Below are 26521 nucleotides of genomic sequence, written 5' to 3'. Positions count from 1 at the left end.
CGCGTGCGGCTACGCGCTCTTCTGCTCGCCCTTGCCCACGATGCGCGGCTCGCGCGGTACCAGGGTGGGGTTGACGTTGGAGTGGACGACGTCGGCGGTGATCACCACGCGCGCCACGTCCTTGCGGGACGGCACCTCGTACATCACCGACTGGAGCACTTCCTCCATGATGGCCCGCAGGCCGCGCGCGCCGGTCTGCCGCAGGATCGCCTGGTCGGCGATGGCCTCCAGCGCGGCGCGCTCGAACTCCAGCTCCACACCGTCGAGTTCGAACAGTTTTTGGTACTGCTTAACCAGCGCGTTACGCGGCTCGACGAGAATCTGCAGCAGCGCCTCGCGGTCCAGGTTGTGCACGCTGGTGATGACCGGGAGGCGGCCGATGAACTCGGGGATCATCCCGAACTTCACCAGGTCCTCGGGCATGATCTCCTGGAACTGGTCGGCGGCCTGGATCTCCCGCTTGGACCGGATCGTCGCGCCGAAGCCGATGCCCTTGGCGCCGGCCCGCGACTCGATGATCTTCTCCAGGCCGGCGAAGGCGCCGCCGACGATGAACAGCACGTTGGTGGTGTCGATCTGGATGAACTCCTGGTGCGGGTGCTTGCGGCCGCCCTGCGGCGGCACGCTCGCGGTGGTGCCTTCCAGGATCTTCAGCAGCGCCTGCTGCACGCCCTCGCCCGAGACGTCCCGGGTGATCGACGGGTTCTCGCTCTTGCGGGCCACCTTGTCGATCTCGTCGATGTAGATGATCCCGGTCTCGGCCTTCTTGACGTCGTAGTCCGCGGCCTGGATCAGCTTCAGCAGGATGTTCTCGACGTCCTCGCCGACATAGCCGGCCTCGGTCAGCGCGGTGGCGTCGGCGATGGCGAACGGCACGTTCAGCATCCGGGCCAGCGTCTGGGCCAGCAGCGTCTTACCGGAGCCGGTGGGGCCGAGCAGCAGGATGTTGGACTTCGCCAGCTCGATCGCGTCGTCGTGGCCGGGGCGTCCGCTCTCCCCCGCCTGGACACGCTTGTAGTGGTTGTAGACCGCCACCGACAGCGCCTTCTTGGCGGGCGTCTGCCCGACGACGTAGCCCTCGAGGAACTCGTAGATCTCCCGGGGCTTGGGGAGATCCTCCCAGCGGACCTCGGAGGACTCGGCGAGCTCCTCCTCGATGATCTCGTTGCAGAGGTCGATGCACTCGTCGCAGATGTACACACCAGGGCCTGCGATGAGCTTCTTCACCTGCTTCTGGCTCTTTCCGCAGAACGAGCACTTCAGCAGGTCTCCGCCGTCACCGATGCGTGCCACGAGGTCTTTCCCCTTCGCCTGGGTTCCGCCGGCCTTCAACGGAGCCTGGTGCTTCTCTCATCGACGGTACCTTGCCGCGACCCCCGTGTGGGTCCCCCTTGGACGTACTCGCTCATCCGGGTCCGGGGGACCGCACGTGGGCCGGCGCCGCCTGCCGGGTGGTTCAGACGTTCACAGAGGTCTTGCGGGTGGAGACGATCTGGTCGACCAGACCGTACGCCAGGGACTCCTCGGCGGTCAGGATCTTGTCCCGCTCGATGTCCTCCCTGATCTGCTCGATCGGGGTGGTGGAGTGCTTGGCCAGCATCTCCTCCAGCTGCTGCCGCATCCTGATGATCTCGTTGGCCGCGATCTCCAGGTCGGAGACCTGGCCGCGGCCGGTCTCGCTGTACGGCTGGTGGATCAGGATCCGGGCGTTCGGCAGCGCCATCCGCTTGCCGGGGCTGCCGGCGGCCAGCAGGACGGCCGCGGCGGACGCCGCCTGCCCCATGCAGACCGTCTGGATGTCCGGCTTCACGAACTGCATCGTGTCGTAGATCGCGGTGAGCGCGGTGAACGAGCCGCCGGGGCTGTTGATGTAGACCGAGATGTCCCGGTCGGGGTCCATCGACTCCAGGCACAGCAGCTGCGCCATGACGTCGTTGGCGGAGGCGTCGTCGATCTGCACGCCGAGGAAGATCACCCGCTCCTCGAAGAGCTTCGCGTACGGGTCGTACTCGCGCACGCCCTGCGAGGTGCGCTCCACGAAGCGCGGGATGACGTAGCGGGCCTCGGCGCCGAACACGCCGGGCCGCTCGGCCTCGGTGCGCTCGTACAGGCCGCTGCCGGGGAAGTTCAAGGGATTCACGTCCACCGTCCTGGTGATGAGGAGCTTCGAGTGATCAGGGGCTGCTCGGCAGGGCGCCCGGGCTCAGGAGGCCGCACCGGTGCCGCCGCCGCCGGGCACATGCGCGGCGGAGAGCATGACCCCGTCCAGCAGGCCGTACTCCTGGGCCTCCTCGGCCGAGAACCAGCGGTCCCGGTCGGAGTCCTTGGTGATCTGCTCGAAGGTCTGGCCGGAGTGCTGCGCGATCAGCTCCGCCATCCGGCGCTTGGTGTGCAGCAGCTGCTCCGCCTGGATCTTGATGTCGGTGGCGGAGCCGCCGAGGCCCGCGGAGGGCTGGTGCATCAGGATCCGGGTGTTCGGCAGCGCGAACCGCTTGCCGGGGGTGCCCGCGGTGAGCAGGAACTGCCCCATCGAGGCGGCCATGCCCATCGCGATGGTCACGACGTCGTTCTGGATGAACTGCATGGTGTCGTAGATCGCCATGCCGGCGGTCACCGAACCGCCGGGGCTGTTGATGTAGAGGAAGATGTCCTTGTCCGGCTCAGCGGCCAGCAGCAGCAGCTGCGCGGTGATCTTGTTGGCGATGTCATCGTCGACCGCCTGGCCGAGGAAGATGATTCGCTCGCCGAGCAGTCGGTTGTAGACCTGGTCGCCGAGTCCACCGGGGTTCGGGTCGCCGGCGGCGGAAGGCATCGGAGTCGTCACGTTTCCACCTGCTCGTTGTCGGACGGTAGACATGCCGTCACAGGGTCTTCGTCTGGGCCGGGTACCGCCCCCTCGCGGGAACCGCACCCTTTCTCCTTACGGACCCTAACGCGCGGGTGGTGGCCGAGAATCCTGTACGGCCACCTGTTCGCTGTCAGCGCATGGCCTCCATGTCGCCCCGACATGGGGGCGAGGGCGCCCCCCACGCTCCCGGGTGCCCCCCAGGCGCGCGTGGGGGCACCCCCAGGCGCCCCTGAGGGGCGAGGCGTCAGGCCTGCTCGGGCTCGGCGGCGTCACCCTCGGCGGGGGCGTCCTCGGTGGAGGCGTCCGTGGAGGCGTCCTCGGAGGCCGCGTCCTCGTCCTCGTCCTCGTCGGCGAGGTCCACGACCTCACCGTTGGTGTCGGTGACCTTGGCGGCCTCCACGACGACCGCGAGGGCCTTGCCGCGGGCGACCTCGCCGACCAGCATCGGGACCTGGCCGCCCTCGACGACTGCCTGGGCGAACTGGTCGGGGCTCATACCGGAGGACGCGGCCCGCCGCATGAGGTGCTCGGTGAGCTCCTCCTGGTTGACCGACAGCTTCTCCTTGTTGACCAGCTCGTCGAGGATGAACTGGGTCTTGATGCCCTTGACCGCCTGGGTCTCCAGCTCCGCGTCGTACTCCTCGCGGGTCTTGCCCTCGCGCTCCAGGTACGTCTCCCAGGTCAGCCCCATCTGCGGGAACTGGTGGTGCTCCAGGTTGTGCGTCCTGGTCTCGATCTCGTCCTTGAGCAGCTTCTCCGGGATCGGCACCTCGGTGAGCTCGATGAGCGCGTCGAGGACCTTCTCCTGGGCGGCCGTGGCCTGGTCGTACTGCTTCATCGACTCGAGGCGCTTGCGGCTGTCCGCCCGCAGCTCCTCCAGCGTGTCGAACTCGCTCGCCAGCTGGGCGAAGTCATCGTCCAGCGCGGGGAGTTCGCGCTCCTGCACGTCGGAGACGTCGACCTTGACCTCGGCCGGCCGGCCCGCCGCGGAGCCGCCCTTCAGCTCGGAGGTGAAGGTCGCCGAGCCGCCCGCGGACAGGCCGGTGACGGCCTCGTCGATGCCGTCGAGCAGCTGGCCGGAGCCGATGGTGTAGCTGACGGCCGAGGCGATGCCGTCGGCGAGCACCTCGCCGTCGACGGAGGCCTCCAGGTCGACCACGACGACGTCGCCCTCGGCGGCCGGGCGGTCCACGGTGGTGGTCGAGGCGAAGCGGTCGCGCAGCTGCTCCAGCGACTTCTCGACGTCCTCGTCGGTGACCTCGACGGCGTCGACGGTGACCTCGATGCCGGAGTAGTCCGGGATCTCGATGGCCGGCCGGATGTCCACCTCGGCGGTGAACTTCAGCTCGTCGCCGTCGTTGAACTCGGTGATGTCGACGTCGGGCTGCCCGAGCACGTTCAGCTCACCCTCGCTGACCGCCTCCGTGTAGAACTTCGGCAGCGCGTCGTTGATGGCCTCTTCGAGGACCGCGCCACGGCCGAACCGCTGGTCGATGACGCGCGCAGGGATCTTGCCCTTGCGGAAGCCCGGCACCGTGACCTGCTCGTTGATCTTCTTGTACGCCGCGTCGAGGCTGGGCTTGAGCTCCTCGAAGGGCACCTCGACAGTGAGTCGAACCCGGGTCGGGTTCAGAGTCTCGACGGCGCTCTTCACGGTTGGGTCTCCTTGGGGCTTTACGTTGATGGGGGCGGACCTTCGGTACGAGTCGTACGTCCGGCACTCGGCCTGGCCGCGTGCCCGGTCGCCAGCGGCCCATCCTACCGGTACCACAAAGCCCGCCGGGCGGGGCCGGACGAGAGCCCCCGGCCGCCGCCACCGTATGCGCCGGCCCGCGCGGAACTGTCTGGTCGGGGTGGCCGGATTCGAACCGACGGCCTTCCGCTCCCAAAGCGGACGCGCTACCAAGCTGCGCCACACCCCGCTGGTGCGACACGTAGAGTACATGCACCGTCGACCGTGGGCAGCCGCTTTTCGCCCCGCCCCTCATCCGGTTCGACCGACAACCGCACGGTGTGCCAGAATCTGAGGCGCTGCGGGCGTAGCTCAATGGTAGAGCCCTAGTCTTCCAAACTAGCTACGCGGGTTCGATTCCCGTCGCCCGCTCTTCGGCCTCCGGCCCGGGTTCGTTCCCGGTGACCGGGGGCGTTTTTCGTTGCGGGGCGGGCGGGGCGGGGTCAGTCGACCGGGATGCCCTGGGGGGACTTGATGCGGCGCATGATCATCTGGGAGTTGACGTCGCTGACGCCCGGCAGGGCGATGAGCTTCTCGGTCCAGAAGCGCTCGTAGGCGTCGGAGTCGGCCACCGCGATGCGCAGCAGGCAGCCGGGGGCGCCGTAGAGGCGGTAGGCCTCGACGACGTCGGTGGTGGACTGGACCTGGGCCTCGAAGGCGGCGACGGAGTCGCGGTCGCGGTGGACCTCGACCGAGGCGAAGACCTCGAAGCCGCGTCCGACGGCCGCCGGGTCGACCACCGCGCGGTAGGTCTGGATCACCCCGTCGTCCTCCAGCTGGCGCACCCGGCGCAGGCAGGGGGAGGGGGTCAGGCCGACGCGCTGGGCCAGCTCCTGGTTGGTGAGCCGGCCGTCTGCCTGAAGTTCGCGCAAGATGCTTCTGTCGATGGCGTCCATCGCAGCAGTATCAGCCAGGTTTCACCCAAATACCAGCCGGTATTAGCAATCATATGGCGGGTCTACGCGCATATCATTGCAGTAGCGATCCGGCACCGCTGTCCCGCCATGCCCTCATCGGTATCGGCGGCACCGCCGGGCGCGGTCGGCACATCGGCAGCAGTGGAGGCGGAGGCATCGTGCGGCACGTCGTGGTCATCAGTACCGGAGGCACCATCGCCAGCCGATGGCAGGGCGACGGCTACGCGGCGGAGGCCGCCGGGCAGGAGGTCCTGGAGGCCGGCGCGGTGCCCGAGGACGTCGAGGTGCGGGTAGTGGACCTCTTCACCGTCAACAGCTCGCGGCTGACCACCGACCACCAGCTGCGGCTGCTGCACGCGGTGCACGACGCGCTCGCCGACCCCGAGGTGGACGGCGTCGTGGTCACCCACGGCACCGACACGCTGGAGGAGTCCGCCTTCTTCGTCGACCTCTTCCACGGCGACCGGCGCCCGGTGGTCTTCACCGGCGCCCAGCAGCCGCTGGACGCGGCGGACGGCGACGCGGCGGGCAATCTGTACGACGCGCTGCTGACGGCCGTCTCCGGCCGGGACATCGGCGCCGTGATCGTCTTCGCCGGGCAGGTCTTCGCCGCCCGCGGCACGGTCAAGCGGCACACCGTGGACGCCCGGGCCTTCGGCGCCCCGGACGGTCAGCCGCTGGGCCGGGTCGAGTTCGGCCGGGTGAGCTGGGGGCGCCGGCAGCCGCGGCGCGCGCCGCTGCCGCTGCCCGAGCGCGGCAGCGCCACCCCCCGGGTGGACATCGTGATGCACCACAGCGACGCCGACTCGGTGCTCTTCGACGCGGCGGTCGGGGCCGGCGCCCGCGGCATCGTGCTGGTCGGCACCGGCGCGGGCAACGCGAACCCGGAGATCGCCGACGCCGTGCGCCGGGCCGTCGCAGCCGGGGTGCACGTCGCGGTCAGCACCCGGGTGGCCGCCGGCGCCGTGGCGCCGCTCTACACCGGCGGCGGCGCGGTCGACCTGGCCGCGGCGGGCGCCCTGCTGACCGGCACGCTCAAGCCGGGGCAGGCCCGTATCGCGGTGCTCGCCGCGCTGCTGGCGGACGAGGGCACGGGAGCCGGAGCGGGGCTGCGCCGGATCCTGGACGCCGCCCCCGAGGCGGCGCCCGCGTCAGATCTTTATCTGGTTGATGGTGTCGGCCACTGAGTTCAGGAACCGGTTGATGTCCGGCGCCATGTTCGTGGACGCGAGGAAGAAGCCGAACAGGGCGGCGACGATCGCCGGGCCGACCTTTATCGTCTTGCTCCGGATCATCACCACCAGGACGATCGCGAGCAACAGTGCGGCGGACAGGGAGATAACCACAGCGGATCACTTCCTCTTTCGGTTCCTTGCCGGTCCGGGGACCACGCCGCGCCCCCGCCTCGCCCGTACCCATCGTGCCACCGGTGACCGGCAATCAACGCCCGTACGACACACGGCCCATAGTCCCATTCCCGTGGGCTAGTCGCGGCACACCACCAGCAGCGCACGGTCGTCGTTGACGTCCTTGGCCACCGCCTCGATCAACCGCCAGGCGGAGCCGCGGAATCCGGTGGCCACGAAGCGGTCGGCCTCGCCGATCAGCCGGTCCATACCCTCGGCGATGTCCCGCTCCGCGGTCTCCACCAGCCCGTCGGTGAACAGCATCAGCACGTCACCGGACCGCAAGGTGCCCTTGACGCCGTGGAATTCGGCCCCGTCGTAGACGCCCAGGAGCGGCCCCTCCGCGGCCTTCTCCTCCCATCGCCCGCTGCCGGCGTGCAGTTGGACGCCCGGCGGGTGGCCCGCGGAGAGCAGTTCGTAGTCGCCGCTCTCCAGGTCGAGCACCAGGTGCACGGAGGTCGCGAAGCCCTCCTCCCAGTTCTGCCGCAGCAGGTAGCCGTTCGCGGCGGTGAGGAAGGCGTGCGGCGGCAGCGAGCCGAGCAGGCCGCCGAAGGCGCCGGACAGCAGCAGCGAGCGCGAGGCGGCGTCCATGCCCTTGCCCGACACGTCGGTGAGCACCGCTTCGAGCACCCGGCCGCCCGAACTGCGGGTGGCGACCACGAAGTCGCCGGAGAACGACTGGCCGCCGGCCGGCCGCAGCGACATCTCGGCGTGCCAGCCGCCGGGCAGCCGCGGCAGCCTGCTCTGCACGCGGATTCTTTCCCTGAGGTCGAACAGCATCGTGTGGCCGCCCCGCCACGGCACTCCGACCCTGGCCCTGAACTGGGCGATGATCAGGCCGGTCAGGGCCACCGCGGTCACCACGAGCACCGTGCCGGGGGTGACCCGGGCGGGCCCCTCGCGGTAGGGGCCGAGCGCGGCCGACTCGGCGATCAGCGCGACGGCGGAGGCCGCGTAGACCAGCAGCAGGCTGGAGGGGCGCAGCAGCAGCCCGCCGGCCAGGATCGGCAGCACCAGGGCGCTGGGCGGGCACCATTCGGACGTGACCACGGTCGTGTACGCCAGGATCGGGATCATCGCGATCAGGACGCCGAGGCCGGCCCAGTCGGAGGCGCCGCCGCGGAAGTAGTCGACGGCGGACTTGCGCACGCCGAGGCGGGCCCGGTGCAGTCTTCTGCGCCACCTGAGCCGAGGCCCCTCGCCCACCACCGTCTTCGCCATGTTCCGGCGACCCTATCCACGGATGGCCCTGCCGTGCAGGCCGGATGGGTTGTGAGCCGTCCGGGTGAGCTGTTACGGGGCCGATGATGCCCACGGGGCCGCCGCGGGAAACCAGCGGGACCGCCCGGGGAAAATATGTATCCCCGCAGCGGGTCGTCCTGGTAGGCAGAGGACATGAAGATCGATCTGCGGGTGCTTGCGGCCGAGGACTGGGAGGAGTTCGCGCTCCGCCTCGAGCGGGCCTTCGGCGATGCCGAGGACCCCGAGGAAATGGCGATGTGGCGGGATTTCCTGCCGTTCGAGCGGTCGATCGCCGCCTGGGCCGACGGCGGGATCGTCGGCACCGCGGGCGCCTTCGACTTCCGGATGACCGTGCCGGGCGGCACCCTGCTCGACGCGGCCGGCGTCACCATGGTCAGCGTCCAGCCGACGCACCGCCGCCGTGGCGTGCTCACCGCGATGATGCGCCGGCAGTTGGACGACTTCCGCGACCGCGGCCTCACCGTGGCGCTGCTGACCGCCTCCGAGCCGTCGATCTACGGCCGGTTCGGCTACGGCGCCGCCACCCGGCAGCTGCACGGGCTGATCGACACCACCCGGGTCTCGGTGGCGGTGCCGCCGGGCGCCGACGCGGTGCGGCTGCGGCTGGTGACCCCGGCGGAGGGCGTGGCGGCCTGCGAGGCGGTCTACGCCCGCCTGGTGCCCACCAGGCCCGGCATGCTGGCCAGGCAGCCGCAGTGGGAGCGGCTGCCGCTGATGGACCCGCCCAGCGCCCGCGGCGGCTTCGGCGCGCGGTTGTGCGTGCTCGCGGAGGTCGACGGCGAGGTGCGCGGCTACGCCCGCTACAGCGTCAAGGCCGGCGGCACCCGGCTCGGCGTGCCCGACAGCACCGTCAAACTGCGGGACGTCGAAGCACTCGATCCGGTGACGTACGCGGCCCTGTGGCGCTACCTCACCGAGATCGACCTGGCCGCCCGGCTGACCTTCCACAACCGCCCGGTCGACGATCCGGTGCAGCAGATCGTCTCCGACATCCGGCGCTGCGACTTCGGCTGGCGCGACGGGCTGTACGTACGCCTGGTGGACCTGCCCGCCGCCCTCGCGGCGCGCGCCTACACCGCGCCGGTCGACGTGGTCCTCGACGTCGAGGACGCCTTCTGCCCGTGGAACACCGGGCGCTGGCGGCTGGCGGGCGACGCCACGGGGGCGAGCTGCGTGCGGACCTCTGACCCGGCCGACCTCGCCCTGGGAGCGCGGGAGTTGGGCACCGCCTATCTCGGCGGCCACGGCCTGCGGGCACTGGCCGGTGCGGGGCTGGTCGCCGAACTGCGCCCCGGCGCGCTGGCCGAGGCGTCGGCCGCCTTCCGCTCCGACCTGGACCCGTGGCTGCCGCACGGCTTCTAGGAGACGTGCGGGCTCAGGACTGGCAGGTGGGGCACCAGAAGAGGTTGCGGGCGTCCAGCGGCCGGGTGCGGACGGCGGTGCCGCAGACCAGGCACGGCTGCCCGGTTCGGCGGTAGACGTAGACCTCGCCGCCGTGGTCGTCCACCCGCGGCGGGCGGCCCATCGCCTCGGGCTCGTGCTCGGGGCGCACGGTGTCGATCCGGTTGGTGCGCACGCCCTCGCGCATCAGCGCCACCAGGTCGGCCCACATCGCGTCCCACACCGGCCGCGGCAGGTCGCGGCCGGGCAGGAAGGGGTCCACGCCGTGCCGGAAGAGCACTTCCGCGCGGTAGACGTTGCCGACGCCCGCGACGACCTTCTGGTCGAGCAGCAGCGCGGCCACGCTGATCCGGGACCTGGCCATCCTGGCGTGGACGCGCCCCGGGTCGTCGCCGGGGCGCAGCGGGTCGGGGCCGAGCCGGTCGTGTATCGCCTGCTTGTCGGGATCGGTGATCAGCGCGCAGGCGGCGGGGCCGCGCAGGTCGGCGTAATGCGACGGCGTGGCGATACGCAGCCGCACGGTGTCGCCCGGCGGCGGCGCCGGGCCGTCACCGAAGCCGAACTTCCCGATCAGCCCCAGGTGGACGTGCACCCAGCCGGTGTCGCCGAAGCCGAGGAAGAGGTGCTTGCCGTGCGCCTGCGCCCCGGTCATCACCCGGCCGTCGACCAGCGCGGCGCCGTCGGAGAACTTGCCCTGCGGGCTGCTCGCCCGCACCGTCCGGCCGCGGAACCGCTCGTCGTGGTCGGCGGCCAGCCGGTGGATCGTGTGGCCTTCGGGCATCGCCCGGTCAGTCCTGCCGGGGGTGGTTCGCCGGGATCGGCGGCAGCTCGCCGGTGGCCTCGTAGGCGGTGAGCATGTCGATCCGGCGCTGGTGGCGCTCCTCGTGCGAATACGGCGTCGTCAAGAACAGCTCGACGAACTTCACCGCGTCCTCCTGGGAGTGCATCCGGCCGCCGATGCTCAGCACGTTGGCGTCGTTGTGCTCGCGGGCCAGTGCGGCGGTCTGCTCGCTCCACGCCAGGGCGGCGCGGACACCGCGCACCTTGTTCGCGGCGATCTGCTCGCCGTTGCCGGACCCGCCGATCACGACGCCGAGGCTGCCGGGGTCGGCGGCGGTGCGCTCCGCTGCGCGGAGGCAGAAGGGCGGGTAGTCGTCCACCGCGTCATAGATGTGCGGGCCGCAGTCCACGGGCTGGTACCCGTTGCCTGTCAGCCATTCGACGAGGTGGTTCTTGAGTTCGAAGCCGGCATGATCCGAGCCGAGGTACACGCGCATGCCCCCAGTCTTCCACCCCCGGCCGTCCGCCCCGCCCGCACCCCGCCGGGCGAGGCGGACCCCCTATGCGGAGGGCCGGCTCAGCCGCCAGGCGGCCGGGAGGGCCGCCATCGCGAGGGCGGCCTTGAGGGCGTCGCCGAGCAGGTACGGGCGCAGGCCAAGCGTCAGCGCCTGGTGGGACGAGAGGTGGGCGGACCAGGCCAGGTAGGGGACGCCGACGGCGTAGATGACGGCGGAGCCGAGGGCCATGACGCCGGCGGTGCGCAGCACGGTGCGGTCGCCGCCGCGGCGGGCGAGGAAACCGACCACGCCGGAGGCGAGGAGCATCCCGAGGATGTAGCCGAAGCTCGGCATGGACCAGCCGGACGCGCCGCCGGCGAACCACGGCAGGCCGGCCGCGCCGGCGGCGGCGTACAGGCCGAGCGAGGCGACACCGCGGCGCGCGCCGAGCGCCGAGCCGACGAGCAGCGCGGCGAAGGTCTGGCCGGTGACCGGGACCGGGGAGCCCGGCACGGGCACGGACAGCTGGGCGGCCAGCCCCGTGAGCACGGCGCCGCCGGCCACCAGGGCGGCGTCCCTGAGCCGGGCGCGGCCGGCGGAGGACGCGGGAAGCAGGTCGGCGAGTACGGTTCCGGCCCGGCCGGGGGCAGCTGTGGCGCTCATCGGTTCTCCGCGGGTTGGGGGTGATCGGGGGGACACCGTGACGCTAACCCAGCCGTCGCGCCCCCTTCATCGTCGGACCCCGACAAAGCCGTGATCATCCGCTTGGAGACTCCCGCGCTCGGGCGCGGAGCCGTTTGACCAGGTCGCGTGACCCACGTCACGCGCGGCCACGACCGGGGCGGGTGCGTACGGGATCCGCCCCGGTCGTCTCGTCCTGTGCGGTTCCGCCAACTCAGGCGGGCTGGATGAGATCCCACCTGTTGCCGTAGAGGTCGTGGAAGACGACCACCGCGCCGTACGGCTCGTAGCGCGGCTCCTCCTCGAAGACGACGCCGGCCGCGACCATCCGCTTGTAGTCGCCGTCGAAGTCCTCGGTGTTCAGGAAGAGCCCGACCCGGCCGCCGGTCTGGTCGCCGACCCTGGCGGTCTGCGCCGGGGTGGTGGCCAGCGCGAGCAGCAGGCCGGTCTCGCGGGCGCCGGGCGGTGCGACGACGACCCAGCGGCCGCCGTCCTCCCGCGCGGTGTCCTCGCGCAGCTCGAAGCCGAGCGCGTGCGTGTAGTAGGCGACGGCCTCGTCGTAGTCCCGTACGACGAGGGACACCAGACCCAGGTGTGCCATGGTTCCCGACCGCTCTACTCGAAGCTGGGCCCGGCGGTGCGGGTGCGCTTGATCTCGTAGAAGCCGGGGATGGACGCCACCAGGAGCGTGCCGTCCCACAGCTTCGCCGCGTCCTCGCCCTTGGGGGCGGGGGTGACGACCGGGCCGAAGAAGGCGATCTGCTCGCCGTCGGAGCCGGGGACCGCGATCACCGGGGTGCCGACCTCCTGGCCGACCTTGTCGATGCCCTCCTTGTGGGAGGCGCGCAGTTCGGCGTCGTACGTGTCCTTGTCGGCGTAGTCGGCCAGCTCGGCCGGCAGCCCGACCGATACGAGCGCGGCGGCGATGGTCTCCTTGTTCCTGGGCTGCTCCTGGTTGTGGAAGCGGGTGCCGAGCGCCTCGTAGAGCGGGCCGACGACCTCGTCGCCGTGCAGCTGCTGTGCGGCGATCACCACCCGGACCGGCCCCCAGGCCTCCCGCAGGAAGTCGGCGTAGCCCTCGGGGAGGGTGTCGAGCTTGTCCTCGTTGAGCACGGCCAGGCTCATCACGTGCCAGCGCACCGTGATGGGGCGGAGCTTCTCGACCTCCAGCATCCAGCGGGACGTCATCCATGCCCAGGGGCACAGCGGGTCGAACCAGAAGTCGGCCGGTGTGGTGGTGGTCTCGGGGGCGGTCGCGGTCACTGCGTACTCCTCGGTCGTGGCATGGCACTCCTGAACGGACAACGCGGTGCCTGCGCGGCGGCATTCCCGCCGCGGCGCCACCGTACGCGCTGGTCGGCGCGGTCCTGTCGTACCACCGTGGAAGGATGCGGGGCGTTGCGTGTCCGTTTCCGGGGGTCATAGACGAAGGAGCCGCCCGTGCCCGGCGAGAACCTGAGCCGTGAGGAGGCCCGCGAGCGGGCCGCGATCCTGTCGGTGGAGCGCTACGACGTGGCGCTCGACGTGCGGACGGCGGTCGGTGCCGCGCCCGCGGACGCGGAGCGCACCTTCCGGTCCACCACGGTGATCGACTTCCGGTGCGCGCGCCCCGCAGCGTCGTCCTTCGCCGATCTCGTCGCCTCCGAGGTGACCTCGGTGCGGCTGAACGGCCGGGAGCTGGACCCCGCGGCGGTCTGGGACGGCGCCAGGATCGCCCTGGAGGGCCTCGCCGAGCGCAACACCCTGGTCGTCGACGCGCGTTGCGCCTACAGCCGTACGGGCGAGGGCCTGCACCGCTTCGAAGACCCGGAGGACGGCGAGGTCTACCTGTACACGCAGTACGAACCGGCCGACGCCCGCCGGGTCTTCGCGAACTTCGAGCAGCCGGACCTCAAGGCGCCCTTCACCTTCCAGGTGACCGCCCCGGAGAGCTGGACGGTGCTGTCCAACGCCGAGCCCGACGGCGAGCCCGGCGCGGCGGACGGCGGCGGCGCGACCACCCGCTTCCGCCCGACGCTGCCGATCGCCACGTACATCACCGCGGTCGTCGCCGGCCCCTACCACGTCGAGCGCGACCACTACTCGCGCGCCTTCGACGACAAGGTGACGCTCGACATCCCGCTGAGCGCGCTGTGCCGCCGCTCGCTGGCGCGGCATTTCGACGCCGACGAGATCTTCACCGTCACCAAGCAGGGCCTGGACTTCTACCACGACACCTTCGACTACCCGTATCCCTTCGGGAAGTACGACCAGGCCTTCGTGCCGGAGTACAACATCGGGGCGATGGAGAATCCGGGCTGCGTGACCTTCCGCGAGGAGTTCGTCTTCCGCGGCAAGGTGACGCGCGCGTCGTACGAGCACCGGGCCAGCGTGGTGCTGCACGAGATGGCTCACATGTGGTTCGGCGACCTGGTGACCATGCGCTGGTGGGACGACCTGTGGCTCAAGGAGTCCTTCGCGGACTTCATGGCGGCCTTCTCGCAGGTGGCGGCCACGCAGTACACGGAGGGCTGGATCACTTTCGCCAACCGCCGCAAGTCGTGGGCCTACCGCGCCGACCAGCTGCCGTCCACCCACCCGGTGGTCGCGGACATCCGCGACCTGGAGGACGCCAAGCTCAACTTCGACGGCATCACCTACTCCAAGGGCGCCTCGGTGCTCAAGCAGCTGGTGGCCTACGTCGGCGAGGACGCCTTCATGGAGGCGGCCCGGCGGTATTTCAGGCGGCACGCGTACGGCAGCACCGAACTGGCCGACCTGCTGTCGGTGCTCACCGAGACCTCGGGCCGCGACATGCCGGCCTGGTCGCGGGCGTGGCTGGAGACGGCGGGCGTCAACTCGCTGACCCCGCAGCTCGTCCTGGACGCCGAGGGCAGGATCACCGAGTTGGCGGTGCTGCAGACCGCGGACGACCCGGCGCACCCGCAGCTGCGCCCGCACCGCGTCGCGGTGGGCCTCTACCGGCGGATGCCCGGCGGCGCCCTGGAGCGGTACGCGCGGGCCGAGACCGACGTGGCGGGCCCGGTCACCGTGGTCGCCGAGCTGTCCGGCCGGCCGCGGCCCGACCTGGTGCTGGTCAACGACGACGACCTGACGTACTGCAAGGTCCGCTTCGACCCGGCCTCACTGGACACGCTGCGCTCCCACCTGGGCGACCTGTCGGACCCGCTGGCCCGGGCGCTGGCCTGGTCGGCGGTGTGGAGCCTGACCAGGGACGCGCTGATGCCGGCCGGCGACTACCTGGGCCTGGTGCTGCTCTTCGCGGGCCGGGAGAGCGACATCGGGGTGCTGCAGTCGCTGCACCTCCAGGCGCGGACCGCGCTGGCGCACTACGTGGCGCCGGACCGCCGCGACCTGGCGGCGACCGAGCTGGCCCAGGGCGCCCTGCACGAGCTGCGGCTCGCGGAGCCGGGCAGCGGGCACCAGCTGGCGTGGGCGCGGTTCTTCGCCTCGGTCGCCTCGTCGGCCGCCGACCTGCAGCTGCTGCACGGGCTGCTCGAGGGTTCGGCGAAGATCGACGGGCTGGTGGTGGACCAGGAGCTGCGCTGGACCTTCCTGGGCGCGCTGACCGCGCACGGCGCGGCGGACTCGGCGGCGATCGCCGCCGAGCGGGCCAGGGACGACACGGCCTCCGGCCACCGGCACGAGGTGCGCTGCCTGGCGGCGCGGCCCTCCGCCGCGGTCAAGGTGTCGGCCTGGGCCGACGTGGTGGACTCCGACGCGCTGTCCAACGCGCTGGTGGAGGCGACCATCGCGGGCTTCGTGCAGCCTTCCCAGCGTGACCTGCTCGCGCCGTTCACCGAGCGGTATTTCGCGTCGCTGGAGCGGCTGTGGGCGACCCGTTCGATCGAGACCGCGATGGCCGTGGTCACCGGGCTCTTCCCGGCCCTCCAGGACCCCTCGGCGACGCTGGCGGCCACCGACGCGTGGCTGAACGGCCACCCGGACGCCGCGCCCGCGCTGCGCCGCCTGGTGCTCGAAGGGCGGGACGACCTGGCGCGGGCCTCACGCGCTCAAACCTGCGACGCCCGCGCGGCCGAGGCGGCCCGCCCGGGCGCCGCGCTCTGACGACGGGCCACGGGCCGTCCCGCCTGGTGGGCGGCCCCTCGTCACCCGAACGGGGGAAATCCGCTGATCGGCGTCCGAACACCTGGACTTTAGCCCGGTCTTGTCCTGTTTTGTCGACGAGTAGGTAACAGCGGTTAGTGACCACCCGGGCGGCGGGAACGACGTCGCCATGAACACGAACTCCCGCACCCCCCGCGCGCTGGACCGCCGACTGCCCGCGCAGCAGCAGGTCCTGACCCTCCACCAACTGCGTGGCCTCGGCGTCAGCGCGGCCGCCGTCGCCGCCCGCTGCCGGCCGGGCGGACCCTGGCGGCAGGTGCTCCCCCAGGTGTATCTGCTGCACTCGGGGCGGCCGACGAGCCGGCAGCGGTTGCAGGCCGCGCTGCTCTACGCCGGCCGCGCCCCGCACGCGCACGGCCCGCGCGGCGGCGGCCGGGAGGCCATGGTGACGGGCTTGGCCGCGCTCGCCCTGCACCGCTTCTCGTGCGTGCCGCCGCTGCCGGGGCTGGCGCGCATCGACATCCTGGTGCCGCGCCAGCGGCGGCTGCGGGACGCCGGCGACGTGTCCATCCACCGCGCCCGCGATCTGCCCCGCCCGCAGGAGGTGGCCGGCCTGCCCTGCGCCCCGGTGCCGCGCGCCCTGGCCGACGCGGTCGCGGACCTGGACGACGCCGTGACCGTACGGCGGCTGCTGACCGAGGCCGTACGCGGCGGGCACTGCGACGCCGGCGCCGTCCTGCGCGAACTGGCCGGCGCGGGCCTGCTGGGGCGCCCGCAGGTGGCCGCGGCTGTCGCGGCGCTGCACGGCGCCGAGCGCGCCATGGCGGAGCAGCGGCTCTACGCGATGGTGCGCGACCAGCAACTGCCCGACCCGGTATGGAACGTGGAGCTGCGGCTGCCGAGCGGGCCGCCGCTGGGCGCCGTGGACGCCTACTGGCCCGAGCACGCGGTGGCCCTGGCCATCGACCCGCGGGCCGGGCGGCCGCCGGGCGGCTCGGCAATGGGCCACGGCTCGGCAATGGACGAGCACTCGGCAATGGACGGCGGCTTCGCCACGGACCGCGGCCCGGCGCTGGACGGCGTTTCCGCCATGGACGGCGCCCGCGGGCTCGGCGACGTCTACGCCGATCCGTTCGGCGACGCCCTTTACCGCGGGAACGGCGGCGAAACCTGCCTGCCGGTGGCGGAGTTCGGCGACGACGAGGTGTGGGCGCGCTGCGTACGGCAGCGCGAGCGGCTCGAAGCGCTGGGCATCACGCTCGTGCACGTCACCGCGGCCAAGCTGCGCGACGCGGCCGAGCAGCAGGCGGCCGTGGTGCGTACGGCCCTGGTGGCCGCGGCGGACCAGTTGCCCGCCGCCTATGTCGTGGTTTCCCCGCGCTGAGCTCGACCCCGCGGCTCTTGGGCGGTTTTGCGGTGGTCCGGCACTGGCGTAAACACGTCACCGACGGCCCAACGGAAGGTCAACGCACCACAAAGAGAGGCTTTTCCCGGCAGGGTGACGGGGCGTACGGTTCCGTTTTCCGAACACCCGCCCGACGGTCCGAACAGGATGCCCATGCCACTCGCTCACATACCAGGCACGAGACGCACGGCCCGGCTCGCGCTCGCCGCGGGCCTGGTGGCCGCGCTGACGGCCGCAGGTCCCGCGCTGGCGGTCGCCGACAGCGCGCCCACCGCGCCCACCACGGCTCCCGCCACCGGCTCGGACGCCCCCGCCGATCCCGGCAAGGACGCGGCGGACAAGCTCGGTTCCGCCGACGCCACCCTGCTGGCCAAGGCCAAGGCGGACGGCGACAAGAACGTCACCTTCATGATCGCCGGCAAGCCCGGCAGCACCGCGGAGATCACCTCCCGGCTGCACGCCCAGGGCGCCAGCGTCGGCCGGACCTACGACCAGCTCGGCTACGTCCGCGCCACCGTGCCCACCGCGAAGGCGGACGCGGCGATCGGCGCGGCCCAGAAGCTGCCCTCGGTGCTGGCCATCGACCTCAAGCAGGAGGTCAAGCTGGACGACCCGACGCCGGCCGCCGACACCACCGCCGCCGCGTCGCACCACCCGGCCGAGCCCGCGACCACCTACCCGGGCCCCGACCAGCACACCCCCGCCAAGAACCCGTACGAGCCCGCCTTCGAGACCGGCGCGGTGGACTTCGTCAAGGACCACCCCGCCGCCGACGGCCGCGGCATCACCATCGGCATCCTGGACTCCGGCGTCGACGTCGGCCACCCGGCGCTGCAGAAGACCACCACGGGCGAGCGGAAGATCATCGACTGGGTCACCGCGACCGACCCGATACTCGACGCCGACGCCACCTGGCGGCCCATGGTCACCGGCGTCACGGGGCCGTCCTTCACCGCGGCCGGCCGCGCCTGGACCGCGCCCGCCGGCAGCTACCTCTTCAGCACCTTCGCCGAGGCCGCCACCAAGGGCGGCGACATGCTCGGCGACCTCAACCGCGACGGCGACACCACCGACGTGTGGGGCGTGCTCTACGACCCGGCCGCCGGCACCGTCCGGGTGGACCTGAACAGCAACGGCGACTTCGGCGACGACACCGCCATGAAGCCGTACAAGGACGGCTTCCAGATCGGCCACTTCGGCACCGACGACCCGGCCACGCCGATCTCCGAGTCGATCCCGTTCACCATCGAGATCCGCAAAGACGTCCCGATGGACCCCTACGGGGGCACCTGGGTCGGCAAGAAGGCCGACTTCGTCAACATCGGCCTCGTGCAGTCCGAGCACGGCACGCACGTCGCAGGCATCACCGCCGCCAACGGGCTCTTCGGCGGCAAGATGAGCGGCGCCGCACCCGGCGCCAAGATCGTCTCCTCCCGGGCCTGCACCTGGAGCGGCGGCTGCACCAACATCGCGCTCACCGAGGGCATGACCGACCTGGTGGTCAACCACCATGTCGACGTCGTCAACATGTCCATCGGCGGCCTCGGCGCCCTCAACGACGGCGCCAGCGCCCGCGACCTGCTCTACAAGCAGCTCATCGACACCTACGGGGTGCAGCTGGTGATCTCCGCGGGCAACGACGGCCCCGGCGTCAACACCATCGGCGACCCCGGCCTGGCCGACCACGTCCTCAGCGTCGGCGCGTCCATCTCCCGTGAGACCTGGGCCGCCAACTACGGCTCGCAGACCACCGTGCCGTACTCGCTGCTGCCCTTCTCCTCCCGCGGCCCGCGCGAGGACGGCGGCCTCGCGCCCGTCATCACCGCGCCCGGCGCCGCCATCAACTCCGTGCCGACCTGGGAGCCGGGCTCGCCCGTCGCCGACGCCGGCTACACCCTGCCGCCCGGCTACGCCATGCTCCAGGGCACCTCGATGGCCTCACCGCAGGCCACCGGAGCCGCCGCCCTGCTGCTGTCCGCCGCCAAGGCGCAGCACCTGACGGTCACCCCGGCGCAGCTGCGCACGGCGCTGATCAGCACCGCCAGGAACATCCCCGGCTTCCAGACCGTCGACCAGGGCGCCGGCCTCGTCGCCGTCGGCCCCGCCTGGGACCTGCTGCGGCACGGCGGCACCACCGACACGTACACCGTCAAGGCGCCGGTCGACACCGCGCTGTCCAGCTTCCTGCAGACCCCCGGGTACGGCACCGGGGTCTACGACCGCGAAGGCGGCCTGGCGACCGGTCAGCAGCGCACGTACAGCGTCACCGTCACCCGCACCGGCGGGCCCGCCTACGCCCAGCTGCACACCCTGACCTGGGCGCACAACGACGGCACCTTCTCGGTCGCGAGCCCGCTGGTGGCGCTGCCGCTGAACAAGCCGGTCACCGTGAAGGTCACCGCCAAGCCGCGGACCGCCGGCGTGCACAGCGCCCTGCTGAACGTCGACGACCCGCTCACCCGCGGCACCGACACGCAGATCGCGGCCGCCGTCGTCGTCTCCACGCCGATCGCGAGCCCGTCCTACACGCTGACCCGCTCCGGGACGATCCAGCGGAACAGCACCCGCTCGTACTTCCTCACCGTCCCGGCCGGCGCGACCTCCCTCGAAGTCGCCATGGGCGGCCTCGCGGCGGGCAGCCAGACCCGGTTCGTGACCATGCACCCCTACGGTGTGCCGCTGGACTCGACCCAGACCCCCAACTGCTACCCCAACTACAACAACCCCGCCAACACCTGCCGCCCCGACCTGCGCTCCTACGCCGACCCGCTGCCGGGCGTGTGGGAGATCGAGGTCGAGGCCCGGCGGACCTCGCCGCAGCTCGACAACCCGTACGTGCTGACCGTCTCCGTCCTCGGAGCCGCCTTCGACCCGGCCGTGCAGACGGTGCCCTCCGCCAAGGTCGGCGCCCCGGCGCCGGTCAGCTGGAACGTCACCAACCGCTTCGCGGCGATCACCGGCGGCTCGCTGAGCGGCGGGCCGCTCGGCTCGGCCCTCACGGCCACGCCGACCATCGCCGAGGGCGACTCCCAGACGACGACGCTGACGCTCGGCGCCGGTGCCTCGCGTCTCGACGTCTCCATCGGATCGCCCTCCGACCAGCAGGCCGACCTCGACCTCTACGTCTACCGCGACGGCGTGCTCATCGGGCAGTCCGCCGACGGTGACGCGGAGGAGTCGGTCAGCCTCACCGACCCGGCACCCGGCACGTACACCTTCGAGGTGGACGGATACTCGGTGCCGTCCGGCTCCACGACCTACTCCTACGAGGACGTCTACTACTCCGCCGCCCTCGGCCAGGTCACGGTCGACACGTCCGCCCCCGTCAACCTCGCGCACGGCGCCACGGCGCCGATCTCCGCGACCGTCCTCGCCGCCGCGCAAGCCCCTGCGGGGCGGCAGCTCTTCGGACAGGTCCAGCTCCTCACCGCCGGCGGCACCGCCGCCGGCACGGGAAGCGTCATCATCACCTCGACGACTCCCTAGCCGGGGTGGCTTCCGGGGGGACGGGTACGGGTCCGCACCCGAGCCCGTGCCCCCGGGGCCCGGCGGGAGACTGCCCCGTGCGGTGCGCCCCTCGCCTGCGAGGGGCGCACCGCACGGGGCAGTTGGGTTAGGCGCCGCGGGCGTCGCGGAGGAGGGCTCGGGCCGGGAGGGTGGTGGCGGTGAGGGTCAGGAGGAGCGTGGCGCACGCCAGAACGGCCGCGGTCCGCGGGGCCAGATAGGGAGCGGCCCCGGTGAGGCCGCGAGCGATCGGCACCAGCGTGATCCACGCGATCGCCGAACCGATCGCCAGACCGGCGACAGCCACCAGCACCGCCTCGCCGCGCAGCATGCGCAGAACCTGCAGCCGGGTGGTCCCGGCAAGCCTCAGCAGCGCGACCTCGCGCCGCCGGTCGAGCACCGTCATGACCAGCGTGTTGGCCGCGGCGACCGCCGCGAACCCGCCGAGGACCGCGGCCATCACCCGGTTGGCCCAGGCGTTGAGTTCGAGGTCGCGGTCGGCCTGGGCGCGGTAGCCGGCCCGGTCGGTGACCCGCAGGCCCGGCACGCCGAGCCGGTCGGCGAGCGCCCGCCGTACGGCACCCGCGTCGGCCCCGGGCCCGTCGTGCACGAGCACCTCCGTATCGAAGGCGCTCGCCGCGTGCGGGGCGAGCACGGCGCGCGGCAGGAGCAGCGAGCCGAGTCCCAGCCCGCGGCTGTACGTGGCGACGACGCGCGGCCGCAGCGCCGTACCGTCGCCGAGCCACAGCGAGATGCGGTCGCCGACGTGGACCTTGGCCGTGGCGGCGAGCAGCGTGTCGACGGCGACGGTGCGGCCGTCGCGGGTGAGGCCGGCGAGCGAGCCGGTGCGCAGGCCGAGTGCGAGCACGCCGGGCAGCTGGGCCGGGTCGCCGTCGACGCCGAGCACGCTCGTGGAGTTCAGCGCACCGCTCGCGCGGTAGAGGGCGCCGCTGCGCAGCACGCCCACCGCGTCGGCGACGCCCTCGACCCGCGCGGCGCGCGCGGCCGTGCCGGCCGGCACCCCGGCCCCGGCGGAGCCGATGACCTGGTCGGCGACGACGCCGTCCCTGATCTGCCGGGACGACTCGTGCTGGAGCGAGCTCTGCATGCACAGCAGCGTTCCGGCGAAGGCGGTGACCAGCACGATGGGGGTGATCGCGGAGGCGAGCGCGCGGGCGTTGGCGCGCGTGTTGGCGGCGGCCAGCGCACCGGGCGCGCCGCCGGCCCGCAGCGGCAGCCCGAGGATGGCGGCGGCGAGCCAGGCGACCACGGGGCCGAGGAAGGCGACGCCGGCCATGAAGCAGAAGACGACGGCGAGCGCGATCGAGGCGGCGTCGTCGCCGGTGGTGTGCGCGGCGACCGCGGCCAGTACGACGCCGCCCGCGACGGCGACCGTGCCGAGCAGCGTACGGATCACGCCGGGCCGCCGCCGCTCGACGGCGGCCTCGCCGAGTGCCTCGCTTGGCCTGGCCTTCGACGGCCGCCTGGCGGCCAGCAGGCCCGCGACCAGCGCGGCGAGCAGCCCGGCGCCGACGGCGACGACCATCGGTATCCAGCCGACCGCCAGGGTCACCCCGTGCGGCACCGCGTCCCTGCGCACCAGCTGGTCGAGCCACCACCGGGCCAGCGCGACGCCGGGCAGGAGTCCGGCGAGCCCGGCGAGCGGGGCGACGAGTACGGCCTCGGTGGCGACGGTGCGGCGGATCTGCCGCGGGGTCGCGCCGATGGCGCGCAGCAGCGCGATCTCCCGGCGGCGCTGGCCGACGGCGAGCGCGACGGTGCCCATCACGACGAAGACCGCGGTGGCGGCCGCGATGCCGCCGAAGGACCCGCCGATGGCCGTGAGCATCTCCTTGGCGCCGGCGAGCCGCGGCTGCTCGGCGGCCCCGCGGCCGTCCCCGGTGCGTACGTCCGCGGCGCGGCCCACGGCGTGCCTGGCCTGGTCGGCGGCCTCGGCGGTGCTGACGCCGGGGCGGGGCAGGACGGCGACGGCGTCGGCGAGCCCGGGGTGGCCGGACAGCCGGGGCGCGGCGGATTCGGCGAAGTAGGCGGTGGCGGCGGTCCCCGGCGCGGTCAGTCCCGCGACCCGGTATGTGGCGGTGCCGCCGGGCGCGGTCAGCGTGACGGTGCGTCCGACGCCGGTGTGCGCGGCCCGCGCGCTTCCCGGGTCGAGGACGACCTCCCCGGCCGCGGGCGCGTGCCCCTGGGCGGCGGCGACGCCCTCGACGGCGCGGGCGTCCCAGTTCCGGCCGGTCAGCGCGGTCAGCCCGGCGCCCTGCACGGGGAAGGCGATGTCGGGTACGGCGGCGGCCACGCCCGGTTCCGCGGCGATCCGCGGTGCGAACGCGGCGGACAGCCGCGGTGTGTCGGTGAGCGGCTCGCCCTCGGTTTCCCGGTCCTCCCCGTGCCCGACGGTGATCCGCGCGTCGGGATCGGGCGCGACGACGACCGGCACGTGGGCGTACCGCACCGGCGCGACATGCGCGGTCACCCCGGTCTGCAGCAGGGTGCCGCACGCCATGACCATGGCCGCGGCGAACAGCAGCGCGACGAAGCTCCCGGCGAAGGACGCAGGCCGAAAGCGCACGGACGCGCGGGCCAGCCCGTTCATAGGTGGACCCCTCCCGGGGTGAAGGGCGCCGCGGGCACGCGGGCGCCGGGGTGTGCGGCCGGCACGGTGGGGCGCCTCATGCGGCGGCCCCCAGGGAAGTGCCGCCGCGGGCGGTCAGGGTGACCATGCGGTCGGCTACGGCGGTGGGGGTCGGGGTGTGGAGTTCGCCGGCCAGGAGGCCGTCGGCGAGGAAGAGGACGCGGTCGGCGCGGGAGGCGGCGACCGGGTCGTGGGTGACCATCACGACGGTGGCGGACATGGTGTCCACGGCCCGCCGCAGCAGGTCGAGGATGTCGCGGGCGGTGCCGGTGTCGAGCGCGCCGGTCGGCTCGTCGGCGAAGATGACCTCGGGGCGGGTGATCAGCGCCCGGGCGATGGCGACGCGCTGCTGCTGGCCGCCGGACAGCTGGCCGGGGCGGCGCCGCCCGTGGCCGTCGAGGCCCACGTCGGCGAGCAGCGCCTGCGCGCGGCGCCGGTCGGGGCTCGCGCCCGCCAGCCGCAGCGGCAGCAGCACGTTCTGCTGGACCGTCAGCGAGGGCAGCAGGTTGAAGGACTGGAAGACGAAGCCGACGCGGCTGCGCCGCAGCTTGGTCAGCTTGTTCTCGTTCAGGTGGGTGATCGGCTCGCCGCCGAGCAGGACCTCGCCGCCGGTCGGCCGGTCCAGGCCGGCCGCACATTGCAGGAAGGTGCTCTTGCCCGAGCCCGACGGGCCCATGACCGCGGTGAAGCTGCCGCGGGGCAGCGCGAGGTCGATCCCGCGCAGCGCGTGGACGGCCGCTTCGCCGCGGCCATAGGTGCGGGTCAGGGAGCGGAGCTCCACAGCAGAGGTGCCGGTTGTCGCCATGTGCACGACGCTACGGAGTGCCGACCGGGTGAACCATGGCGCCCGCCGCCCTCCCAGGGGTGGGGACAACCCCACCGTCACCGAGCGCGCCGGGTGTGGCACATCCCGGAGGGGGTAGGGCTCTGGGATCGACCGCATGAAGCCCGAAGAAGGCGGAGGCTTGATGGACCGGGCACGGCTCGCGACGCTGCACGGCGTGGATGTGACGTACCACCCGGCGCCCGGGCAGGAGGTCAAGGTCTCCGAGGAGACGGTGGTGGCGGTGCTGGCCGCCCTGGGCGTGGACGCCTCGACGCCCCACGCGGTGCGGGACGCCCTGGCCGCGTACGAACTGCGTACCGCCCACCGCCTGCTGGCGCCCTGCACGGTGCTGCGCGCCGGGCAGCCGCTGACCGGCCTGCCGGAGGGCACCGACATCAGCGTCGAGACGGCGGCGGGCGAGCGCCTGGAGGGGGTGCCGCGGGCGCCAGGGCGCTACGTGCTGCGGGCGGCGGCCCCGGACGGCCGGGCCGCCAGGGGCGACCTGGTGGTGGCGCCGGAGCGGGTCGGCGGGCCGCGGGAGCGGACGTTCGGCTTCATGGCGCAGCTGTATTCGACGCTGTCCCAGCGGTCCTGGGGCATGGGTGACCTGGGCGACCTGGCGGAGCTGGCGGCCTGGTCGGGGCGGGCGCTGGGCGCCGGCTTCCTCCAGATCAACCCGCTGCACGCGGCGGTGCCGGGACACCCCACCGACCCGTCGCCGTACCGCCCCTCCTCGCGGCGCTTCCCCGACCCGGTGTATCTGCGGATCGAGGAGGTCCCGGAGTACGCGTATCTGTCCGGCGAGGCCCGCGAGCGGGTCGGCCGGCTGCTGGCGAAAGCCGCGGCCCTGCGGGACAACGTGCTGCTCAAGGGCATGCTCATCGACCGGGACGCGGTCTGGGAGCTGAAGGCCCAGGCCCTCGAAGTGCTGCGCGAGGTGCCGCTCAGCCCCGGCCGGCGGGCCGCGTACGCCGACTTCCTGGCCGCGCAGGGCCAGGCGCTCGACGACCACGCCACCTGGTCGACGCTGGCCGAACTGCACGGGCCCGACTGGCAGAAGTGGCCGGCGGCGCTGCGCGACCCGCGTTCCACCCAGGTGGCCAGGCTGCGCAGCCGGCATCTGGAGCGGATCGACTTCCACTGCTGGCTGAGCTGGCTGACGGACAGCCAGCTGGCCGCCGCCCAGCGGGCCGCGCGGGACGCCGGGATGCCGATCGGCGTGGTGCACGACCTGGCGGTCGGCGTGCACCCGGCCGGCTCCGACGCCTGGTCGATGCAGGACGTGCTGGCCAGGGGCATGTCGACCGGGGCGCCGCCGGACGCCTTCAACGCCCGCGGCCAGGACTGGGGCCTGCCGCCCTGGCGCCCCGACGCGCTCGCCGCCACCGGCTACGCCCCCTACCGCGACCTGATCGCCCGGATGCTGCGGCATGCCGGCGGGCTGCGGATCGACCATGTGATGGGACTGTTCCGGCTGTGGTGGGTGCCGGAGGGCCGCCCGCCCACCGAGGGCACGTATGTGCGCTACGACGCGGAGGCGATGCTCGGCCTGCTGGCCCTTGAGGCGCACGAGGCCGGCGCGGTCGTCATCGGCGAGGACCTGGGCACGGTCGAGCCCGGGGTCAGGCGGCAGCTCTCCGACCGCGGCATCCTCGGCACCTCCGTCCTGTGGTTCGAGCGCGACTACGAGGGCGAGCACGCCGACCGCCGCCCGCTGCCGCCGGAGAAGTGGCGCGAGGCCTGCCTGGCCACCGCGACCACCCACGACCTGCCGAGCACCGCCGCCCGGCTCACCGGCGAGCACGTCGAGCTGCGGCACCGGCTCGGGCTGCTCACCCGGCCGCTGGAGCAGGAGCAGACGGAGGACGCCGCCGAGGTCGCCGAGTGGATCGCGCTGCTGGGCCGGCTCGGCCTGCTGCCCGAGGGCGCGGCCGACGAGGAGGCCGTCGTCAAGGCCGTGCACCGCTTCCTGGCCGCCACCCCGGCCCGGATGGTCGGCGTGTGGCTGCCCGACGGGGTGGGCGACCGCCGCCCGCAGAACCTGCCGGGCACCTGGGACCAGTATCCGAACTGGCGGCTCCCGGTGGCCGACCCCGAGGGCAATCCCCTCACCCTCGAACAGCTCGCCGCCTCCCGCCGCCTGCACACCCTGGCCGACGAGGTCCGCCGCGCCCTCGACCCGGCCGGCGAACCCTAAAGCACCCCCGGGCGAGCGGGCTCCCGAGCCGGTCACTACATTGGCCACGTGGACAAGATGCTCAACAAGAAGGTCATGCGCGCCGGCGTCGTCACCGCGGCCACCACCGTGATGCTCCTGCTGTCGTCCCCCGCGTTCGCCCTGACGCGCGACGACGGCGACGACCCGGGCCCGGGTCTGAGCGTCATCCAGACCCTCGGCCTTTTCGTCGCCATTCCCCTGGTGCTCTTCGGCGTCATCGCCGGCCTGGTCATGGCCACGGACAAGACCCGCAAGCAGCAGCAGGGCTGACCCTCCCGGCCGCGCGACCCTCCCCGCTCCCCCACCGCCCGCGAGGGCACCTTTC

Annotated in this window: 21 protein-coding genes and 2 tRNA genes; 8 read left to right on the top strand and 15 right to left on the bottom strand. The window is 72.9% G+C overall.

Features of this window, described 5'->3' with window-relative positions:
• Positions 1-9: 9 nt before the first annotated feature.
• The 5 genes from clpX to BUE44_RS04445 form a co-directional block, all read right to left on the bottom strand.
• A complete protein-coding gene (gene clpX / locus BUE44_RS04465; RefSeq protein WP_073493921.1) occupies positions 10-1293 on the bottom strand; it encodes an ATP-dependent Clp protease ATP-binding subunit ClpX in 1284 nt (427 codons plus the stop codon).
• 163 nt (positions 1294-1456) lie between these two features.
• Positions 1457-2140 (bottom strand): ATP-dependent Clp protease proteolytic subunit, encoded by a 684-nt coding sequence (locus tag BUE44_RS04460; protein ID WP_407639992.1) that lies wholly within the window; start codon positions 2138-2140, stop codon positions 1457-1459.
• 63 nt (positions 2141-2203) lie between these two features.
• A complete protein-coding gene (locus BUE44_RS04455) occupies positions 2204-2812 on the bottom strand; it encodes an ATP-dependent Clp protease proteolytic subunit (protein ID WP_079189482.1) in 609 nt (202 codons plus the stop codon).
• Between the two features lie 280 nt (positions 2813-3092).
• Positions 3093-4502: a trigger factor gene (gene tig / locus BUE44_RS04450; protein ID WP_073493916.1), complete on the bottom strand. Its 1410-nt coding sequence runs from the start codon at positions 4500-4502 to the stop codon at positions 3093-3095.
• 191 nt (positions 4503-4693) lie between these two features.
• Positions 4694-4770, bottom strand: a tRNA-Pro gene (locus BUE44_RS04445).
• A 111-nt stretch (positions 4771-4881) separates the two neighbouring features.
• On the opposite strand from BUE44_RS04445, the gene BUE44_RS04440 reads away from it, so the two are divergent.
• Positions 4882-4952 (top strand) — tRNA-Gly (locus BUE44_RS04440).
• Between the two features lie 71 nt (positions 4953-5023).
• Here the strand turns inward: BUE44_RS04440 and BUE44_RS04435 are convergent.
• The gene (locus BUE44_RS04435) at positions 5024-5476 is read right to left on the bottom strand and encodes an Lrp/AsnC family transcriptional regulator (RefSeq protein ID WP_073493914.1); all 453 of its coding nucleotides are present in this window, start codon (positions 5474-5476) and stop codon (positions 5024-5026) included.
• Between the two features lie 179 nt (positions 5477-5655).
• On the opposite strand from BUE44_RS04435, the gene BUE44_RS04430 reads away from it, so the two are divergent.
• Entirely contained in the window at positions 5656-6684 is a 1029-nt protein-coding gene (locus tag BUE44_RS04430) for an asparaginase (RefSeq protein WP_073493911.1), read from the top strand.
• On the opposite strand, the gene BUE44_RS04425 is transcribed toward BUE44_RS04430, so the two are convergent.
• Together BUE44_RS04425 and BUE44_RS04420 are read right to left on the bottom strand one after the other, a co-directional pair.
• Positions 6649-6843, bottom strand: coding sequence for a hypothetical protein (locus BUE44_RS04425; RefSeq protein ID WP_073493908.1), 195 nt, complete (start codon positions 6841-6843; stop codon positions 6649-6651). The two genes, BUE44_RS04430 and BUE44_RS04425, sit on opposite strands and share 36 nt — an antisense overlap.
• A gap of 138 nt (positions 6844-6981) precedes the next feature.
• Positions 6982-8124 (bottom strand): PP2C family protein-serine/threonine phosphatase, encoded by a 1143-nt coding sequence (locus BUE44_RS04420; RefSeq protein ID WP_073493906.1) that lies wholly within the window; start codon positions 8122-8124, stop codon positions 6982-6984.
• 174 nt (positions 8125-8298) lie between these two features.
• Here BUE44_RS04420 and BUE44_RS04415 point away from each other — a divergent pair, with 174 nt between their 5' ends.
• On the top strand, positions 8299-9528 hold the full coding sequence (locus BUE44_RS04415) for a GNAT family N-acetyltransferase (RefSeq protein WP_073493904.1): 1230 nt from the start codon (positions 8299-8301) through the stop codon (positions 9526-9528).
• Positions 9529-9541: 13 nt separating this feature from the next.
• On the opposite strand, the gene BUE44_RS04410 is transcribed toward BUE44_RS04415, so the two are convergent.
• The 5 genes from BUE44_RS04410 to BUE44_RS04390 all read right to left on the bottom strand — a co-directional run bounded on the left by BUE44_RS04410 (position 9542) and on the right by BUE44_RS04390 (position 12788).
• Positions 9542-10348, bottom strand: coding sequence for an Fpg/Nei family DNA glycosylase (locus tag BUE44_RS04410; RefSeq protein WP_073493901.1), 807 nt, complete (start codon positions 10346-10348; stop codon positions 9542-9544).
• Positions 10349-10355: 7 nt separating this feature from the next.
• A complete protein-coding gene (locus BUE44_RS04405; RefSeq protein WP_073493899.1) occupies positions 10356-10844 on the bottom strand; it encodes a ribose-5-phosphate isomerase in 489 nt (162 codons plus the stop codon).
• 63 nt (positions 10845-10907) lie between these two features.
• Positions 10908-11507, bottom strand: a complete 600-nt coding sequence (locus BUE44_RS04400; RefSeq protein ID WP_073493896.1) for a biotin transporter BioY — start codon at positions 11505-11507, stop codon at positions 10908-10910.
• A gap of 232 nt (positions 11508-11739) precedes the next feature.
• The gene (locus BUE44_RS04395; protein WP_073493894.1) at positions 11740-12126 is read right to left on the bottom strand and encodes a VOC family protein; all 387 of its coding nucleotides are present in this window, start codon (positions 12124-12126) and stop codon (positions 11740-11742) included.
• A 14-nt stretch (positions 12127-12140) separates the two neighbouring features.
• Positions 12141-12788 (bottom strand): mycothiol-dependent nitroreductase Rv2466c family protein, encoded by a 648-nt coding sequence (locus BUE44_RS04390; protein ID WP_073493892.1) that lies wholly within the window; start codon positions 12786-12788, stop codon positions 12141-12143.
• A 177-nt stretch (positions 12789-12965) separates the two neighbouring features.
• Here BUE44_RS04390 and pepN point away from each other — a divergent pair, with 177 nt between their 5' ends.
• From pepN to BUE44_RS04375, 3 genes are all read left to right on the top strand, one after another.
• The gene (gene pepN / locus BUE44_RS04385; protein ID WP_073493890.1) at positions 12966-15593 is read left to right on the top strand and encodes an aminopeptidase N; all 2628 of its coding nucleotides are present in this window, start codon (positions 12966-12968) and stop codon (positions 15591-15593) included.
• A 169-nt stretch (positions 15594-15762) separates the two neighbouring features.
• Positions 15763-16977, top strand: coding sequence for a hypothetical protein (locus tag BUE44_RS04380; RefSeq protein WP_073493888.1), 1215 nt, complete (start codon positions 15763-15765; stop codon positions 16975-16977).
• Between the two features lie 174 nt (positions 16978-17151).
• Complete coding sequence (locus tag BUE44_RS04375) at positions 17152-20484, top strand: S8 family serine peptidase (protein ID WP_235001902.1); 3333 nt, start codon at positions 17152-17154, stop codon at positions 20482-20484.
• 127 nt (positions 20485-20611) lie between these two features.
• Here the strand turns inward: BUE44_RS04375 and BUE44_RS04370 are convergent, their stop codons facing one another.
• Together BUE44_RS04370 and BUE44_RS04365 are read right to left on the bottom strand one after the other, a co-directional pair.
• A complete protein-coding gene (locus BUE44_RS04370) occupies positions 20612-23113 on the bottom strand; it encodes an ABC transporter permease (protein WP_073493883.1) in 2502 nt (833 codons plus the stop codon).
• 76 nt (positions 23114-23189) lie between these two features.
• Positions 23190-23957, bottom strand: coding sequence for an ABC transporter ATP-binding protein (locus BUE44_RS04365; protein ID WP_073493881.1), 768 nt, complete (start codon positions 23955-23957; stop codon positions 23190-23192).
• A 163-nt stretch (positions 23958-24120) separates the two neighbouring features.
• Here BUE44_RS04365 and malQ point away from each other — a divergent pair, with 163 nt between their 5' ends.
• Positions 24121-26175, top strand: a complete 2055-nt coding sequence (malQ, locus tag BUE44_RS04360) for a 4-alpha-glucanotransferase (RefSeq protein WP_079189480.1) — start codon at positions 24121-24123, stop codon at positions 26173-26175.
• Positions 26176-26232: 57 nt separating this feature from the next.
• The gene (locus tag BUE44_RS04355; protein ID WP_073494527.1) at positions 26233-26466 is read left to right on the top strand and encodes a hypothetical protein; all 234 of its coding nucleotides are present in this window, start codon (positions 26233-26235) and stop codon (positions 26464-26466) included.
• The last annotated feature ends 55 nt before the right edge of the window (positions 26467-26521 follow it).

The sequence above is a fragment of the Actinacidiphila paucisporea genome, from assembly GCF_900142575.1.
Lineage (GTDB): Bacteria > Actinomycetota > Actinomycetes > Streptomycetales > Streptomycetaceae > Actinacidiphila > Actinacidiphila paucisporea.
Note: the sequence above shows the minus strand (reverse complement) of the source record. Positions and strands in the feature narration are given on the sequence as shown.

Bases quoted from the DNA above. Each gene is read 5' to 3' on its own strand.
- BUE44_RS04455 (WP_079189482.1), bottom strand. From the start codon at position 2,812: ATGCCTTCCGCCGCCGGCGACCCGAACCCCGGTGGACTCGGCGACCAG.
- BUE44_RS04435 (WP_073493914.1), bottom strand. From the start codon at position 5,476: ATGGACGCCATCGACAGAAGCATCTTGCGCGAACTTCAGGCAGACGGC.
- BUE44_RS04420 (WP_073493906.1), bottom strand. From the start codon at position 8,124: ATGGCGAAGACGGTGGTGGGCGAGGGGCCTCGGCTCAGGTGGCGCAGA.
- BUE44_RS04415 (WP_073493904.1), top strand. From the start codon at position 8,299: ATGAAGATCGATCTGCGGGTGCTTGCGGCCGAGGACTGGGAGGAGTTC.
- BUE44_RS04410 (WP_073493901.1), bottom strand. From the start codon at position 10,348: ATGCCCGAAGGCCACACGATCCACCGGCTGGCCGCCGACCACGACGAG.
- BUE44_RS04405 (WP_073493899.1), bottom strand. From the start codon at position 10,844: ATGCGCGTGTACCTCGGCTCGGATCATGCCGGCTTCGAACTCAAGAAC.
- BUE44_RS04400 (WP_073493896.1), bottom strand. From the start codon at position 11,507: ATGAGCGCCACAGCTGCCCCCGGCCGGGCCGGAACCGTACTCGCCGAC.
- BUE44_RS04395 (WP_073493894.1), bottom strand. From the start codon at position 12,126: ATGGCACACCTGGGTCTGGTGTCCCTCGTCGTACGGGACTACGACGAG.
- BUE44_RS04380 (WP_073493888.1), top strand. From the start codon at position 15,763: ATGAACACGAACTCCCGCACCCCCCGCGCGCTGGACCGCCGACTGCCC.
- BUE44_RS04375 (WP_235001902.1), top strand. From the start codon at position 17,152: ATGCCACTCGCTCACATACCAGGCACGAGACGCACGGCCCGGCTCGCG.
- BUE44_RS04370 (WP_073493883.1), bottom strand. From the start codon at position 23,113: ATGAACGGGCTGGCCCGCGCGTCCGTGCGCTTTCGGCCTGCGTCCTTC.
- BUE44_RS04365 (WP_073493881.1), bottom strand. From the start codon at position 23,957: ATGGCGACAACCGGCACCTCTGCTGTGGAGCTCCGCTCCCTGACCCGC.
- malQ (WP_079189480.1), top strand. From the start codon at position 24,121: ATGGACCGGGCACGGCTCGCGACGCTGCACGGCGTGGATGTGACGTAC.
- BUE44_RS04355 (WP_073494527.1), top strand. From the start codon at position 26,233: ATGCTCAACAAGAAGGTCATGCGCGCCGGCGTCGTCACCGCGGCCACC.